General features: G+C 71.0%; 14 protein-coding genes. 11 read left to right on the forward strand and 3 right to left on the reverse strand.

The window, feature by feature from the left end:
• Positions 1–9: 9 nt before the first annotated feature.
• Positions 10–606 carry a M23 family metallopeptidase gene (locus AC3RJ6_RS11760; protein WP_491427258.1) on the reverse strand — a complete coding sequence of 199 codons (597 nt, stop codon included), beginning with the start codon at positions 604–606 and terminating at the stop codon, positions 10–12.
• A gap of 272 nt (positions 607–878) precedes the next feature.
• On the opposite strand from AC3RJ6_RS11760, the gene rpsB reads away from it, so the two are divergent.
• The 9 genes from rpsB (at position 879) to AC3RJ6_RS11805 (ending at position 7,535) form a co-directional block, all read left to right on the forward strand.
• On the forward strand, positions 879–1,790 hold the full coding sequence (gene rpsB / locus AC3RJ6_RS11765) for a 30S ribosomal protein S2 (RefSeq protein ID WP_491427259.1): 912 nt from the start codon (positions 879–881) through the stop codon (positions 1,788–1,790).
• Positions 1,791–1,813: 23 nt separating this feature from the next.
• Complete coding sequence (gene tsf / locus AC3RJ6_RS11770) at positions 1,814–2,638, forward strand: translation elongation factor Ts (protein ID WP_491427260.1); 825 nt, start codon at positions 1,814–1,816, stop codon at positions 2,636–2,638.
• A gap of 171 nt (positions 2,639–2,809) precedes the next feature.
• On the forward strand, positions 2,810–3,541 hold the full coding sequence (pyrH, locus tag AC3RJ6_RS11775) for a UMP kinase (RefSeq protein ID WP_491427261.1): 732 nt from the start codon (positions 2,810–2,812) through the stop codon (positions 3,539–3,541).
• Positions 3,542–3,575: 34 nt separating this feature from the next.
• Complete coding sequence (gene frr, locus AC3RJ6_RS11780) at positions 3,576–4,130, forward strand: ribosome recycling factor (protein ID WP_491427262.1); 555 nt, start codon at positions 3,576–3,578, stop codon at positions 4,128–4,130.
• Positions 4,131–4,154: 24 nt separating this feature from the next.
• Positions 4,155–5,138: a phosphatidate cytidylyltransferase gene (locus AC3RJ6_RS11785; protein WP_491427263.1), complete on the forward strand. Its 984-nt coding sequence runs from the start codon at positions 4,155–4,157 to the stop codon at positions 5,136–5,138.
• 20 nt (positions 5,139–5,158) lie between these two features.
• Positions 5,159–5,713 (forward strand): DivIVA domain-containing protein, encoded by a 555-nt coding sequence (locus tag AC3RJ6_RS11790; protein ID WP_491427264.1) that lies wholly within the window; start codon positions 5,159–5,161, stop codon positions 5,711–5,713.
• A gap of 54 nt (positions 5,714–5,767) precedes the next feature.
• Complete coding sequence (locus AC3RJ6_RS11795; RefSeq protein ID WP_491427265.1) at positions 5,768–6,421, forward strand: aggregation-promoting factor C-terminal-like domain-containing protein; 654 nt, start codon at positions 5,768–5,770, stop codon at positions 6,419–6,421.
• Between the two features lie 68 nt (positions 6,422–6,489).
• Entirely contained in the window at positions 6,490–6,798 is a 309-nt protein-coding gene (locus AC3RJ6_RS11800; protein WP_491427266.1) for an Rv1322 family protein, read from the forward strand.
• Positions 6,795–7,535, forward strand: coding sequence for an alpha/beta hydrolase (locus tag AC3RJ6_RS11805; RefSeq protein WP_491427267.1), 741 nt, complete (start codon positions 6,795–6,797; stop codon positions 7,533–7,535). The genes AC3RJ6_RS11800 and AC3RJ6_RS11805 overlap by 4 nt, the downstream gene beginning before the upstream one ends.
• Before the next feature lie 6 nt (positions 7,536–7,541).
• Here the strand turns inward: AC3RJ6_RS11805 and AC3RJ6_RS11810 are convergent, their stop codons facing one another.
• Positions 7,542–8,606: an AI-2E family transporter gene (locus tag AC3RJ6_RS11810; RefSeq protein WP_491427268.1), complete on the reverse strand. Its 1,065-nt coding sequence runs from the start codon at positions 8,604–8,606 to the stop codon at positions 7,542–7,544.
• A 23-nt stretch (positions 8,607–8,629) separates the two neighbouring features.
• Complete coding sequence (locus AC3RJ6_RS11815; protein WP_491427269.1) at positions 8,630–10,285, reverse strand: DivIVA domain-containing protein; 1,656 nt, start codon at positions 10,283–10,285, stop codon at positions 8,630–8,632.
• A gap of 145 nt (positions 10,286–10,430) precedes the next feature.
• Here AC3RJ6_RS11815 and AC3RJ6_RS11820 point away from each other — a divergent pair, with 145 nt between their 5' ends.
• Positions 10,431–12,347 carry a DUF8094 domain-containing protein gene (locus tag AC3RJ6_RS11820; protein ID WP_491427270.1) on the forward strand — a complete coding sequence of 639 codons (1,917 nt, stop codon included), beginning with the start codon at positions 10,431–10,433 and terminating at the stop codon, positions 12,345–12,347.
• A complete protein-coding gene (locus AC3RJ6_RS11825) occupies positions 12,347–13,285 on the forward strand; it encodes a tetratricopeptide repeat protein (RefSeq protein ID WP_491427271.1) in 939 nt (312 codons plus the stop codon). Before AC3RJ6_RS11820 ends, AC3RJ6_RS11825 begins: the two co-directional genes overlap by 1 nt.
• The last annotated feature ends 29 nt before the right edge of the window (positions 13,286–13,314 follow it).

The raw sequence follows: 13,314 nt of genomic DNA on the forward strand, positions 1-13,314 counted from the left end.
GGCGCGCGCTCAGTCCAGCGGCAGCAGAACCGACCTGGGCAGTCCACCGAAGAACAGGAACGGCGAGACGTACTCGCCGTCGACCCTGATGCCGAAGTGCACGCAGTCGCCCTCGCAGTGGCCGCCCCGGCCGACGACGCCGATCGCGTCGCCCGGCTCGATCGCGTCGCCCTCGCGTACGAGCGCGTCGACCGGCTCGATCGAGCTGATCACCCCGTCGCCATGGTCGATCGAGACGACCCCGCGGCCGGCGACCATGCCGGCGTAGTGCACGGTGCCCGCCGAGGCGGCGACGACCCGGCTGCCCTCCCGCGCCGCGAGATCGATGCCGCGATGCCCGGCCGAGTACGGCGTCGGCGGCGCCCGGAACGGGGCGACGACCCGCACGGGGGCGGCGGTCGGCCAGACCCACTGCAGCGGGAACCGCGTCGCACCGCGTGCACGATCGGCGACGTCCAGTCCCGCCGCCGAGGCCGACGGCGGCGACGCCGAGCCGAGCGCGGCGAGCGGGCCGACGACGAGGATGCAGAGCAGCACGGCGACGGCCCAGCCGGCGAGTCGACGCCGCGAACGATTCGGGGGAGCGGAACGTGCGAGATGATCCATGCGCCGATGATGCGCCGGCCACGCGGCATCCCGGCTGCGCCGACGGCCCGTCGTGGACGGTGACGGCTCGCCCGCGGTTGGGGAGGACGAGTGCCGATGATAGAGTGTCCGGAGCGCCTCGCATGTCGAGGTGACTACGCGTGCCCAATCGGCGACCGACTCCACTCAGTCCGAACCGCTCCCCACGAGCGAGATCGGCGGAGCCGTGCCGGGCACCAGGGCTCCCGGCCGCCGGCCGGTTGCGACAACTGAGAACAGAAGGAGAACGGCTCATGGCCGTCGTCACCATTCGCCAGCTGCTCGACAGCGGCGTGCACTTCGGGCACCAGACCCGCCGCTGGAACCCCAAGATGAAGCGCTTCATCTTCACCGAGCGCTCGGGCATCTACATCATCGACCTGCAGCAGTCGCTCGCCTACATCGACAAGGCCTACGACTTCGTCAAGGAGACGGTCGCCCACGGCGGCACCATCCTCTTCGTCGGCACCAAGAAGCAGGCCCAGGAGTCGATCGCCGAGCAGGCGACCCGCGTCGGCCAGCCCTACGTCAACCAGCGTTGGCTCGGCGGCCTCCTCACCAACTTCCAGACGGTCTCCAAGCGCCTCGCCCGCATGAAGGAGCTCGAGGAGCTCGACTTCGAGGGCACCACGAGCGGCTTCACCAAGAAGGAGCTGCTCATCAAGAAGCGCGAGCTCGACAAGCTGCACAAGTCGCTCGGCGGCATCCGCAACCTGTCGAAGACGCCGTCGGCCCTCTGGGTGGTCGACACCAAGAAGGAGCACCTCGCGATCGACGAGGCCAAGAAGCTCGGCATCCCCGTCATCGGCATCCTCGACACGAACTGCGACCCCGACGAGGTCCAGTACCCGATCCCGGGCAACGACGACGCGATCCGCTCGGTGAGCCTGCTCACCCGCATCATCGCCGACGCCGCGGCCGAGGGCCTCATCGAGCGCCACCAGAAGCCCGAGGAGGCCGGCAACGTCTCGGCCGTCGAGCCGCTCGCCGAGTGGGAGCAGGAGCTCCTCCAGCAGGGCGCCGCGACCGAGAAGACCGCCGAGACCGAGGCTGAGGCCAAGGCCGAGGCCGCCGAGGTCGTCGACGAGGCTGCGACCGAGGTCGCCGCGACCGAGTCGGCCGCCGACGCCGAGGCCGCCGAGGCCGCCGCCACCCCCGCCGAATAAGTCCCCGAAGGAGACAGCCAGACATGGCAATCAGCATCGCTGACATCAAGGCCCTGCGCGAGCAGCTCGGCACGGGCATGGTCGACACCAAGAAGGCGCTCGAGGAGGCCGACGGCGACCTCGAGAAGGCCACCGAGATCCTGCGCCTGAAGGGTGCCAAGGGCAACGCGAAGCGCGCCGACCGCTCGACGAGCGAAGGCCTCGTCGCCGCCAAGGCGTCGCCCGCCGGCTACACGATGATCCAGCTCGCCTGCGAGACGGACTTCGTCGCGAAGAACGACAAGTTCATCGCCCTCGCCGACAAGGTGCTCGACGCGGTCGCCGCTGCCGGTGCCGCCGACGTCGCGGCCGCCCTCGCGGCGCCCGCCGACGGCAAGACCGTCGCCGAGGTCATCGACGAGCAGGCCGCCACGCTCGGTGAGAAGGTCGAGCTCGCGAAGGCCGTCACCCTTCCCGGCGACGAGTTCGCGGTGTACCTGCACAAGACCTCGAAGGACCTGCCGCCGCAGATCGGCGTCCTCGTCGCCTACACGGGTGACGACGCCGAGACGGCTCGCGCCGTCGCGCAGCACATCGCGATGTTCGACCCGCAGTACCTCACCCGTGAGGACGTGCCGGCCGAGCTCGTCGAGAAGGAGCGCGACATCGTCACCGAGATCAGCCGCAACGAGGGCAAGCCCGAGGCGATGCTCGAGAAGATCGTCGACGGCCGTCTCACCGGCTTCTTCAAGCAGATCGTGCTGCTCGAGCAGGGCTACGCCCGCGACGACAAGCAGCAGGTCAAGAAGGTCCTGGAGGACGCCGGTCTCACCGTGACCGCGTTCGCCCGGTTCAAGGCCACGGCGTAACGCCGAAGTGAGGGAGTCCGGATCGTCCAGTCGATCCGGACTCCCTTTTCCATGCGCGGATGCTTCGCCGCGGTCGTCCTCGACGACCGGGCGCCGCGCGCCCGACTCGGTGCTGTGCACCGGGGGAGGTGAAGCACTAGTTTTGACACGGGCACCGGAAGGACGGCGGGGATGACGGAACGCAAGCGCAGGGTGATGCTGAAGCTCTCGGGAGAGGCCTTCGGCGGTGGTTCGCTCGGGGTCAACCCCGACGTCGTGAGCGCCCTCGCGCGCGAGATCGCCGATGCGGCCAAGACGGTCGAGGTCGCCATCGTCGTCGGCGGAGGCAACTTCTTCCGCGGCGCCGAGCTCAGCCAGCGCGGCATGGACCGGGGTCGGGCCGACTACATGGGCATGCTCGGCACGGTCATGAACTCGCTCGCCCTGCAGGACTTCCTCGAGCAGGCGGGTGCCGAGACGCGCGTCCAGTCCGCGATCTCGATGACCCAGGTCGCCGAGCCCTACATCCCGCGCCGCGCGGAGCGGCACCTCGAGAAGGGCCGGGTCGTGATCTTCGGCGCCGGTGCGGGGCTTCCGTACTTCTCGACCGACACCGTCGCCGCCCAGCGCGCGCTCGAGATCGACGCCGACGTCGTGCTCGTCGCGAAGAACGGCGTCGACGGCGTCTACTCGGACGACCCGCGCACGAACCCCGACGCGACGAAGATCGATCGCATCAGCTACCAGGAGGCGCTGCAGCGCGGGCTGAAGGTCGTCGACTCGACGGCGTTCAGCCTCTGCATGGACAACGGCATGCCGATGCAGGTGTTCGGCATGGAGCCGGCCGGCAACGTGACCGCGGCGATCCTCGGCGCCGATCTCGGCACCGTGGTGAGCAACGGCGTGGCCTCGACCGGCCGATAGACTGACACGAGTAGCGAACCGTAAAGGAGTTCCCGTGATCGCGGATGTACTTTCCGATGCCACCGCACGCATGCAGAAGGCGGTCGAAGTCGCAAAAGACGACTTCGCCACCGTGCGAACGGGGCGGGCGAACCCCCAGCTCTTCCAGAAGATCATGGTGAGCTACTACGGCACGCCGACGCCGCTGGCGCAGCTCGCGTCGCTGCAGAACCCCGAGGCCCGCACCCTCGTCGTGACGCCCTACGACAAGGGCGCGCTGAAGGACATCGAGCAGGCGATCCGCGACACCCCGAACCTCGGCGCGAACCCGTCGAACGACGGCAACCTCATCCGGGTGACGCTCCCCGAGCTCACCGAGGAGCGCCGCAAGGAGTTCGTGAAGATCGTCCGCTCGAAGGCCGAAGACGCGAAGGTGTCGGTCCGCAACATCCGCCGCAAGGCGAAGGACGACCTCGACGCGCTCAAGGGCGAGGTCGGCGACGACGAGGTGGCGCGCGGCGAGAAGGAGCTCGAGCAGATCACGAAGACGAACGTCGACGCGATCGACGAGGCGCTCAAGCGCAAGGAAGCCGAGCTCCTCGAGGTCTGAGGGGTCGGGGTCTGAGGGAGGGCCATGTCAGGCGTCCCAGAAGAGGGTCAGGCGGACGCCGGGGGGCACGAACGGGCCGCACGCGGTGAGTTCCGCGCGCAGGTGAACGCGCGCAAGGCCGACTTCGAGCGTCAGTTCGAGGCGTCGAAGGCGCAGTTCGACGAGGCGCAGGAGAAGATCAAGGCCCGCACGGGCCGCAATCTGCTGCTCGCGATCCTGATCGGGCTCGTGTTCGGCGGTGCGCTGCTGCTGAGCCTGCTCGTCGTCAAAGAGCTCTTCATGCTCTTCGCCGTCGTGATCGCCGGGTTCGCGAGCTACGAGCTCGCACAGGCGCTCCGCAAGGCGGAGTATCGCGTCCCCGGCGTTCCGACCGTCGCGGTGGCGGTCGCGGCGGTGCCGGCCGCCTACTACGGCGGCGCGGGCGGTCAGCTGCTCGCGGTCGTCGCGGGTGTCGTGGTGGTCGTCCTGTGGCGGCTCGCCGAGCAGGCGGCCCCCTCGCGCCGGACCGGTGGGCGGGTGCTCGTCGGCGACCTCGCCGCCATCGCGTTCGTGCAGGGCTACGTGACCTTCCTCGCGACGTTCGCCGTCGTGCTCACCGCCGCCGAGGGCGGCCAATGGTGGACGCTCGCGTTCATCGTCGCGGCGGTCGCGGCCGATACGGGTGCCTACGCGTTCGGGCTCATGTTCGGCAAGCACAAGATGGCCCCGGTCATCAGCCCGAAGAAGACCTGGGAGGGCTTCGCCGGCGGCGCCGCGACGAGTCTCGTCGCCGGCGTGCTGCTCGCCCTGTTCATGCTCGGCGAGCCCTGGTGGTTCGGGCTCGTGTTCGGCGGTGCGATCTTCCTGACCGCGACGCTCGGCGATCTCGTCGAGTCGCTCATCAAGCGCGACATCGGCATCAAGGACATGAGCTCGTGGTTGCCGGGCCACGGCGGCTTCCTCGATCGGCTCGACTCGATCCTGCCGTCGGCGGCCGTCGCCTTCGTGGCGTTCCGGATCTTCGGATGAGCGTGCGCGATACTGGTGCCGTGGATTCGACGTTCCCGCACGCGAGAAAGCCCCGCCTCGGCTACAAGATCGATCAGGTCGAGGAGTTCCTGCAGCTCGCTCGCCGCGCCTACGACGGCACGGCCGAGCCCGGCGACGAGCCGATGACGAGCGAACGCATCCGGCTGACGGCGTTCGCCATGCAGAAAGGCGGCTACTCGACCGAGCACGTCGACGCGGCCCTCGCCCGCCTCGAGGACGCGTTCGCCGCCCAGGAGCGCCAGGACGCGGCCCGGCTGCACGGGAACGAGGCCTGGCTTCGCGAGGCGCGGCTGACCGCGCAGGTCGTGTCCAACCGGCTGGCGCGGCCAGAGGGCGAGCGGTTCGAGCGCATGAACCCGCTCGTGCTCGGCTACAGCGTCCGCGAGGTCGACAAGTTCGCCGACAAGCTCACGCGGTACTTCCGCGACGGCTGGCCGATCTCCGTGGAGGACGTGCGTTCGGTCGTCTTCGCAACCCAGCGGGGCGGCTATCGCGAGGCGCAGGTCGACCTCGTGCTCGATGCCGTCGTCGACGTCATGCTGGCCGTCCGGTGATCGCCCGCGCGGCATTGGCCCGGCGAGGGCTCGCTCCGCTATGCTCGACGAATCGTGGGTAGACATGCAGGTTCGGGCGACGCGGCGCAGCCGTCGTCGTCGACCGTTCCCCGCAGCACCCGCGGCCCGGTGAAGCAGGCCGCAACCGTCGTCTTCGCCTTCCTGGCCTCGGCGAGCTTCGTGCTCGTGAACATCGTCGACCCGTACTCGGGTGCGACGGCCTCGCCCGACTTCGCGCGGGGAGACCGGTTCGGCGGCGAGGCCGTGCAGTCGGTCGCCGCCGGCAACGAGTACGAAGTCACGGTCGACGGCCACGAGCAGTACGTCGTGGAGGAGAAGCCCGAGCCCGTCGTGGTCGCGGCCTCCTCCGGGGCCGGGTGGGCGCCGCCCGCGGTCACACCCGATCCGGGCTCGGCGCAGGCGTACGCCGCAGGCGCGGTCGCCGCGCGCGGTTGGCCGACCTCCGAGTTCGACTGCCTCGTCGCCCTCTGGAACAAGGAGTCCGGCTGGCGGGTGAACGCCTACAACGCCGGCAGCGGGGCGTACGGCATCCCGCAGGCGCTCCCCGGATCGAAGATGGCGACGGCGGGCGCCGATTGGGAGACGAACGCCGCCACCCAGATCGAATGGGGTCTCGGGTACGTCTCGGGCCGCTACGGCACACCCTGCGGCGCATGGGGGCACTCCGAGTCGGTCGGCTGGTACTGACGCGCGTCGTCGGTCGAGGCATCCTCGCCGATGCGGCCGGTCGTCACGACCGCCCTAGACTTGGTGGCATGGCACGCTCGAACCGACCCCGGTCGCGAGCCGCCCGTGCACGCGAGGCGCACCCCGAACTCGACGTCGAGCGGCTGACCGCCGGCTGGCGCCGGACCGAGGTGCACGCAGGTCGGGAATGGAACGTGCAGCCCGTCTCCGAGACGCAGGCCGTGAAGGCGTACGTGTGTCCCGGCTGCGGTCTGGAGGTCGCACCCGGTGTCGCGCACCTCGTCGCGTGGCGGGCCGACGGCGTGCTCGGCGACGCCGCCGACCTGGCGGCGCGCCGGCACTGGCACACGCACTGCTGGAGGTTGGGCGCACGATGAGCACGTCGGACGAGACGGTCGAGATCCGTTCGGGCATCGAGCTCCCTGCGCGACGCGAGGAGATCGAGCTGCACACAGCCGACGGCCTGCGGCTCGTGGGCGAGCTCGCGCAACCGCTCGACCGCGAGCCCGTCGCGACGCTCGTCACGCTGCATCCGCTCCCCACCGCGGGGGGCTTCATGGACTCCCACATCCTGCGCAAGGCGGCGGCGCGCCTGCCGGCGCTCGCCGACCTCGCCGTGCTTCGGTTCAACACGCGCGGCACGGTCTCGCCGCGAGGGCGCAGCGACGGCGAGTTCGGCGACGGCGTCGCCGAGCGGGCCGACGTCGCGGCCGCGATGGAGTTCGTCGAGCAGCGGGGTCTGCCGCACCCGTGGCTCGTCGGCTGGTCGTTCGGCACCGAACTCGCGCTGAAGTACGGCCTCGAGCACGGCATCGACGGCGCCGTGCTGCTGTCGCCGCCGCTGCACCGCACGAGCGACGCGGAGCTCGCCCGGTGGTCGGGGGCGAGTCCGGCGCTCGTCGCCCTCATCCCCGAGCACGACGACTACCTGCGGCCGGCCGAGGCGGCTGAGCGCTTCGCGGGGCTGCCGAAGCTCCGCCGCATCGACGTCGCCGGCGGACGGCACCTGTGGGTGGGGGAGACGCAGACCCGGCGCGTGCTCGACGAGATCGTCGCCGCCGTGAACCCCGCCGCGTCGCCGCTGCCGACGGAGTGGCCGGTCGATCGCGCCTGAGCGCGGCTATCGCTCGTTCTGCCGGGGGATGACCACCTGCTTGATGATGAGCAGGATGGCCGCCGCCACCGGGATCGCGACGAGCGCGCCGAGGATGCCGCCGAGCGCGCCGCCCGCGAGCGCGGCGATCACGACGAGGGCGCCGGGCACGCGCACGGCGCGGTGCATGATGCGCGGGCTGAGGATGTAGGCCTCGACCTGCATGTACACGATGTAGTAGATCGCGGCGGCGAGGGCCGTGAGGGGCGAACCGAGGCCCGGGATGAGGCACACGAGCACGATCACGATCGATCCCGAGAGCGTGCCGACGAGCGGCACGAGCGAGAACATGAACGCGAGGAACGCGAGCACCGCCGGGAACGGCGCTCGGATGATCGACAGGTAGATGAAGCTCAGCACGCCGTTCACGGCTGCGAGCGAGACCTGCCCGAGCACGTAGCGACCGACCGACTGGGTGATCTGCTCGGTGAGATCGGCGAATCGCGCCCGGCGCGATGCCGGCACGAGCTGGTACGTCGCCCGCTTCATCGTGTTGAGGGAAGCCGCGAAGTACAGCATCAGGATGAACACGATGACGACGGCGAAGATGCCGGAGCCGATCGCGACCGCGACCTGCAGCACGCCGCCCGCGAGCTCGGACAGCTTGTCGGGGTTCGTGAAGAAGTCGGTGAGTGCGGTCGTGACCTGCGCGTAGATCTCCTGGACCTGCAGCTGCGGGAACTGCTCCTGCAGGTTCGCGAGCCAGACCTGGGCGTCGAACTGCTCGACGATCCTCGGGATCTCCTCGATCAGCTGGCCGATCTGGTCGACGATGATCGGCACGACGGCGAGCACGAGCCCCGCGACGATGAGCCCGACGCCGCTCATCACGATGAGGATCGACGACCAACGCGGAAGCCCTCGGCGCTCGAGCCAGCTGATCGCCGGATCGAGGCCGAGGGCCAGGAAGAGTGCCGCTCCGATGTAGGTGATGATCGTCGAGAGGCTGACGATCGAGGTCAGGATGAACAGGCCCGCGCCGACACCCAGGGTGCCGACGAGGCCGATGCGGAACGCGTTCAGGATCTTCACGGAACCACCGCGCCCCTTCCGGACTACTTCTTCGTGTCGGCTGCCACCTGCTCGGCCTGCGTGAGCACGCCGCGCAGGCTCTCGAAGTATCCGGCGACGGCGTCGCGCTCGATCCTAATCTGCGAGAGCCGGTCCTCGGCGTCGGCGACGAGGGCGCGGGTGCGCTCCTCGGCGTCGGCGATGAGCTTGCGGGCCTGGTCGTGCGCGGCCGCGATGCGGTCGGACGCCTCCTGCTCGGCCTTCTCGCGGATGCCCGAGATCGCGGACCGCGCCTCCGTCTCGAGGCGGTCGGACTCGGCGCGGCTCTCGGCCGTGCGAGCGGTCGTCTCGGCGAGCTCGGCGTTCGCGTCGTCGAGGAACTGCTGGGTCTGGGCGACCGCCTCCTGGTGGGCCGCGAGCAGCTCCTGCTCGGCCTCGTCGCGCTTCGCGGTGAGCTCGGACTCGAGGTCGAGACGGCTCTTCTCGATCTCGCGTCGCATGCGGTTGACCTCGTGCGTGGTCTTCTTGCGCATCGCGGTGAGCTGGTTGTCGAGGTCGATGCGGGCCTGCTCGGACTCGGCCTCGAAGTCGGCGCGGGCCTGCTCCTGCTCGAGGGCGAGGTCGGCACGCATCTGGTCGAGGTCGGCGGCGTGCTTCGCGCGGATGCGCTCGAGCTCGTGCTGGAGCTTCAGGCGGGCGGCCTCGGCCTCGCGTTCGCGGTCGACGGCCGACTGCTCGCGCTCCTCCGCCAGGTCGGCGCGCCCGGCGGCGAGCTCGCGCTCGAGGTCGGTGCGGGCCTGCTCGAGCTCGTGCACGAGTGCGGCGCGCCGCTCCTCGATCTCGGCCTCGATGGCCGCGCGCCCCTCGGCGGACTCGCGCTCGAGGTCGAGTCGCGACTGCTCGGTCTCGCGGGCGAGGTCGATGCGGGCCTGCTCGGTCTCCTTCGCGAGCTCGGCGCGCGCGCGGTCGAGCTCGACGGCGACCTCGGCGCGCGTCTGCTCGGTCTCCTGGGTGAGGCCGGCCGCGGTGGCCCGGGCCTCGCTCGCCTCGGTGTTGGCGGCGAGGAGGATCTCGGACGCCTTGCGCTCCGCCGCGGAGATGACGGCGGACGACTCGCGCTTCGCGCTCGAGCGCAGCTCGGCGGTCTCGGTCGCCACGGCGCCCCGGATCGCCGCGGCGTCGCGGGCCGCGTCCTGGCGGAGCTGCTCGCTCGTCTCGTGCGCACGGGCGACCATGTCGTCGACCTCCGCGCGGGCGTTCTCGACCAGACGGCTCGCCTGCGCACGAGCCTCGCCGAGCGTGCGCTCGGCGAACTCCTGCGCGTCGGAGCGCATGAGGTGCGCCTCGTCCTCGGCGGCACGGCGGAGCTTCTCGGCGTCGATGTCGGCCTGGGCGATGAGGCGGGTCGACTGCTCCTCGGCGACGCGGAGGGTGTTCTCGAGCTTCGTGCCGAGCCCGGAGAAGGTCGGGCTGCCGACCTCTTCGAGCTCTGCCGTGAGCTCGTCGATGCGGGCCAGGAGCCGCTTGTTCTCCTTCACCGTGTCCGCGGACTGGTTGTTCGCGGCGATGATGTCGCGACGAAGGCCGTTGATCGCCTTGTCGACCTCGTCCTTGTCGTATCCGCGGAACACCTGTGTGAACTCGGTCTCTTCGACGGCCATGCTTCCTCCGGGTCGTGTCCCGCGTTTGTGGGGGCTCATGCGGGAATCGTTCTGATTGTACGGGGGTTCTGGATGCCGCGTGGCGCGCGTTCGTTCAGGGGGTGAGCAGACGACTCCCAGACTCTGCCGGTAGTGTGGAATGTCTGTGTCGGATGCCGCGTCAGCGGCTTGGGAGGTCAATTTCGTGCGCTTCGTCTTCGCTATCGTGGCGTTCATCGCCGCGGCCGTGATGATCGGGCTCGGGGTCGCCCAGCGCACGGTCCTCATGGAGCCCGACCGTGCGTCGATGGCCGTCGAGACCGAAGGGGCGACGGCGTTCGTCGTCCTCGAGTCCGACGCGCTCGAGGCGAACTCCGGAAAGCAGGAGATCACCGTGTCCGGCGACGGCGCGATCTTCATCTCCTACGGTCGCAGCTCCGACATGGCGGCGTGGCTGGGCACGACCCCGTACCAGTCGGTCCACTACGACGCCGAGACCAAGTCGCTCGTGAGCGAGGTCATCACGACCGAGCCCGTCGACGACCCGCTGCCCGACGCACCCGAGGAGTCCCCGACGGCGACGCCCGCGGCGACCGCGCCCGCGACGACGACTCCCGGGGCCACCGAGACGCCCGCCCCGGTCGACCCCGAGGTGCTCGCCGCGGCGACGCCCGTTGGATCGGACCTGTGGCTCGACGAGTTCACGGGCGAGCGGTTCGTGACGACCACGATCGACGTCCCCGAGGGCATCTCGGTGCTCATCGCCTCCGACGGCGTGAACCCCGCCCCGGCGCGGGTCGCGCTCGACTGGCCCGGCGACACCCGCACTCCCTGGGTCGGCCCGCTCATCGTGGGCGGCGCGCTCGTGTTCCTCGTGGGACTGGGCCTGCTCATCTCCGGCTTCGTGCGCCACCGCCGTTCGCGCGGTCCGCGCCGCAACCTGCCGAAGGGCCCGCGCGGCAAGCTGCCGAGCGCCCCGAAGCCGTCGCGGCGCAATCAGGTCGCCGGCGGCGGTCGCCGTTCGATCGGGCGCGCGAAGCGCGTCGCGCTCGTGCCCGCACTGCTCGTGCCCGCCCTGGCGCTCAGCGCGTGCTCGGCGGACTACTGGCCGAGCTTCGAGGGCGAGGCGCCGGCCACGACGGCTCCCGCGACGCCCGAGGCGACGACCGACGCGACCGACGAGCCCGATCCCGCCGAGCCGGTCGTCGAGCCGGCCGTGACGGTTCCGCAGATGGAGCGCATCATGCGGCGCATCGCGGTCTTCACGAGCGAGGTCGACGAGGCGCGCGACGCGAAGAAGGCGGCCGAGCGTTTCGCCGGCCCCGCCCTCGAGGCGCGGACCGCGAACTACACCATTCGCGGCACGCTGACCGATCACCCCCTTCCGCCCGCGATCCCGGCGTCGCCGCTGACCCTCACGCTGCCGCAGCAGTCGACGGGATGGCCCCGCACCGTCCTCACGATCGCGAAGAACTCCGAGGACGAGACGATCGCGCCGACCGCCCTCGTGCTCGTGCAGGAGACCCCGCGGGACAACTATCACGTGATGTACCAGTCGGCCCTCGTGCCCGACACCGACGTGCCCGAGGTGGCGCCCGCCTCGATCGGCGCCCCGCCGATCTCGCCCGAGTTCAAGGGTCTCGTGATGCCGACGGGCGAGGTCGCCGCCGCGTACGCCGACATCCTGCAGAACGGCGCCGACAGCGAGTTCGCCGACAAGTTCGACCTCGAGGCGTCCGACCTCGACGAGGCGCTCAACGCGGCCAACCGCAAGGCGGAGGCCGAGAAGGCGAACCCGACCGCGACGCTGACGGTCTCGACGGCGGCGGGCGACTCGCCCGCGATCGGCTTCGGCACGATCGACGCCGGCGCCATCGTGTCGGTCGAGGTGCGACGCGGCGAGAAGAGCGTGCCCAACGACGGCGGCACCACCGGTTTCCAGGAGGGCGGCAGTGCCGCTGCGCTGTCGGGCTTCACCGGGCAGAGCGCGAAGGGCGTCGCGCGTGCGAGCAGCATCCAGATGCTCTTCTACGTGCCCGGCGTCGGTTCGACCGGTGACTCGTCGAAGATCGAGCTGCTCGGATGGTCCGAGAGCCTCGTCTCAGCATCGGAGGTCAAGTGATGACGAACCCGACCCCGCCCTCCGGCGCCTCCCTGCGCGGTGCCGTCGACCTCACTGCGCTCGTGCAGCGACAGCAGGCGTCCTCCGAGCATACCGGCGCCCACGCCCCGGCGTCGGGCGACCGGATCGTCGTGGAGACCGACGACGCCTCGTTCGGCCAGGTGCTCGAGCTCTCGCGCACCCTTCCCGTCGTCGTGGCCGTGTGGGCGTCGTGGAGCGAGCCGTCGCAGCAGCTCCTCGCGGCCCTCGAACGGCTCGTCCGCGCGCGTGAGGGCCGGCTCGTGCTCGCGGCCGCCGACGCCGATCGCAGCCCGCAGCTCGTGCAGGCGCTCCAGGTCCAGTCGGTGCCGACCGTCGTCGCGCTCGTCGCCGGGCAGCCGGTGCCGCTGTTCGCGGGCGACCAGCCCGACGAGGTGATCTCGCAGCTGTTCGACCAGCTCCTCGAGCTCGGTGCGCAGCACGGCGCGGCGGGGCGGATCGAGACGGGCGACGAGCCGACCGCCGAGGCGCCCGCCGAGCAGCCGCTGCCGCCCCTCCACCAGGAGGCGTACGACGCGATCGAGCGACGCGACTACGACGCCGCCGCGACCGCCTACCGCACGGCGATCGCGCAGGATCCGCGCGACGCCCTCGCGGTCGCGGGCCTCGCGCAGGTGAGCCTCCTCGGCCGGCTCTCGGGCAAGACCCTCGACTCGATCCGCGCGGCCGCGGCCGCGGCCCCCGACGACCTCGCCGCCCAGCTCGACGTCGCCGACCTGGACGTCTCGGGCGGGCACGTCGACGACGCGTTCGACCGACTGCTCACGCTGTTCCCCGAGCTCGACGGCGAGGGGCGCAAGACGGTGCGCGAACGGCTCGTCGAGCTGTTCGAGGTCGTCGGCACCGACGACCCGCGGGTCGCCGCCGCGCGAGCCCGGCTCGCGAGCCTGCTCTACTGACGCGGGCGGCCGGCCCGGTCGGGCGCGGT

The sequence above is a fragment of the Agromyces cucurbitae genome, from assembly GCF_058349945.1.

Bases quoted from the DNA above. Each gene is read 5' to 3' on its own strand.
- AC3RJ6_RS11785 (WP_491427263.1), top strand. From the start codon at position 4,155: ATGTCAGGCGTCCCAGAAGAGGGTCAGGCGGACGCCGGGGGGCACGAA.
- rpsB (WP_491427259.1), top strand. From the start codon at position 879: ATGGCCGTCGTCACCATTCGCCAGCTGCTCGACAGCGGCGTGCACTTC.
- pyrH (WP_491427261.1), top strand. From the start codon at position 2,810: ATGACGGAACGCAAGCGCAGGGTGATGCTGAAGCTCTCGGGAGAGGCC.
- AC3RJ6_RS11800 (WP_491427266.1), top strand. From the start codon at position 6,490: ATGGCACGCTCGAACCGACCCCGGTCGCGAGCCGCCCGTGCACGCGAG.
- tsf (WP_491427260.1), top strand. From the start codon at position 1,814: ATGGCAATCAGCATCGCTGACATCAAGGCCCTGCGCGAGCAGCTCGGC.
- AC3RJ6_RS11805 (WP_491427267.1), top strand. From the start codon at position 6,795: ATGAGCACGTCGGACGAGACGGTCGAGATCCGTTCGGGCATCGAGCTC.
- AC3RJ6_RS11760 (WP_491427258.1), bottom strand. From the start codon at position 606: ATGGATCATCTCGCACGTTCCGCTCCCCCGAATCGTTCGCGGCGTCGA.
- AC3RJ6_RS11815 (WP_491427269.1), bottom strand. From the start codon at position 10,285: ATGAGCCCCCACAAACGCGGGACACGACCCGGAGGAAGCATGGCCGTC.
- AC3RJ6_RS11825 (WP_491427271.1), top strand. From the start codon at position 12,347: ATGACGAACCCGACCCCGCCCTCCGGCGCCTCCCTGCGCGGTGCCGTC.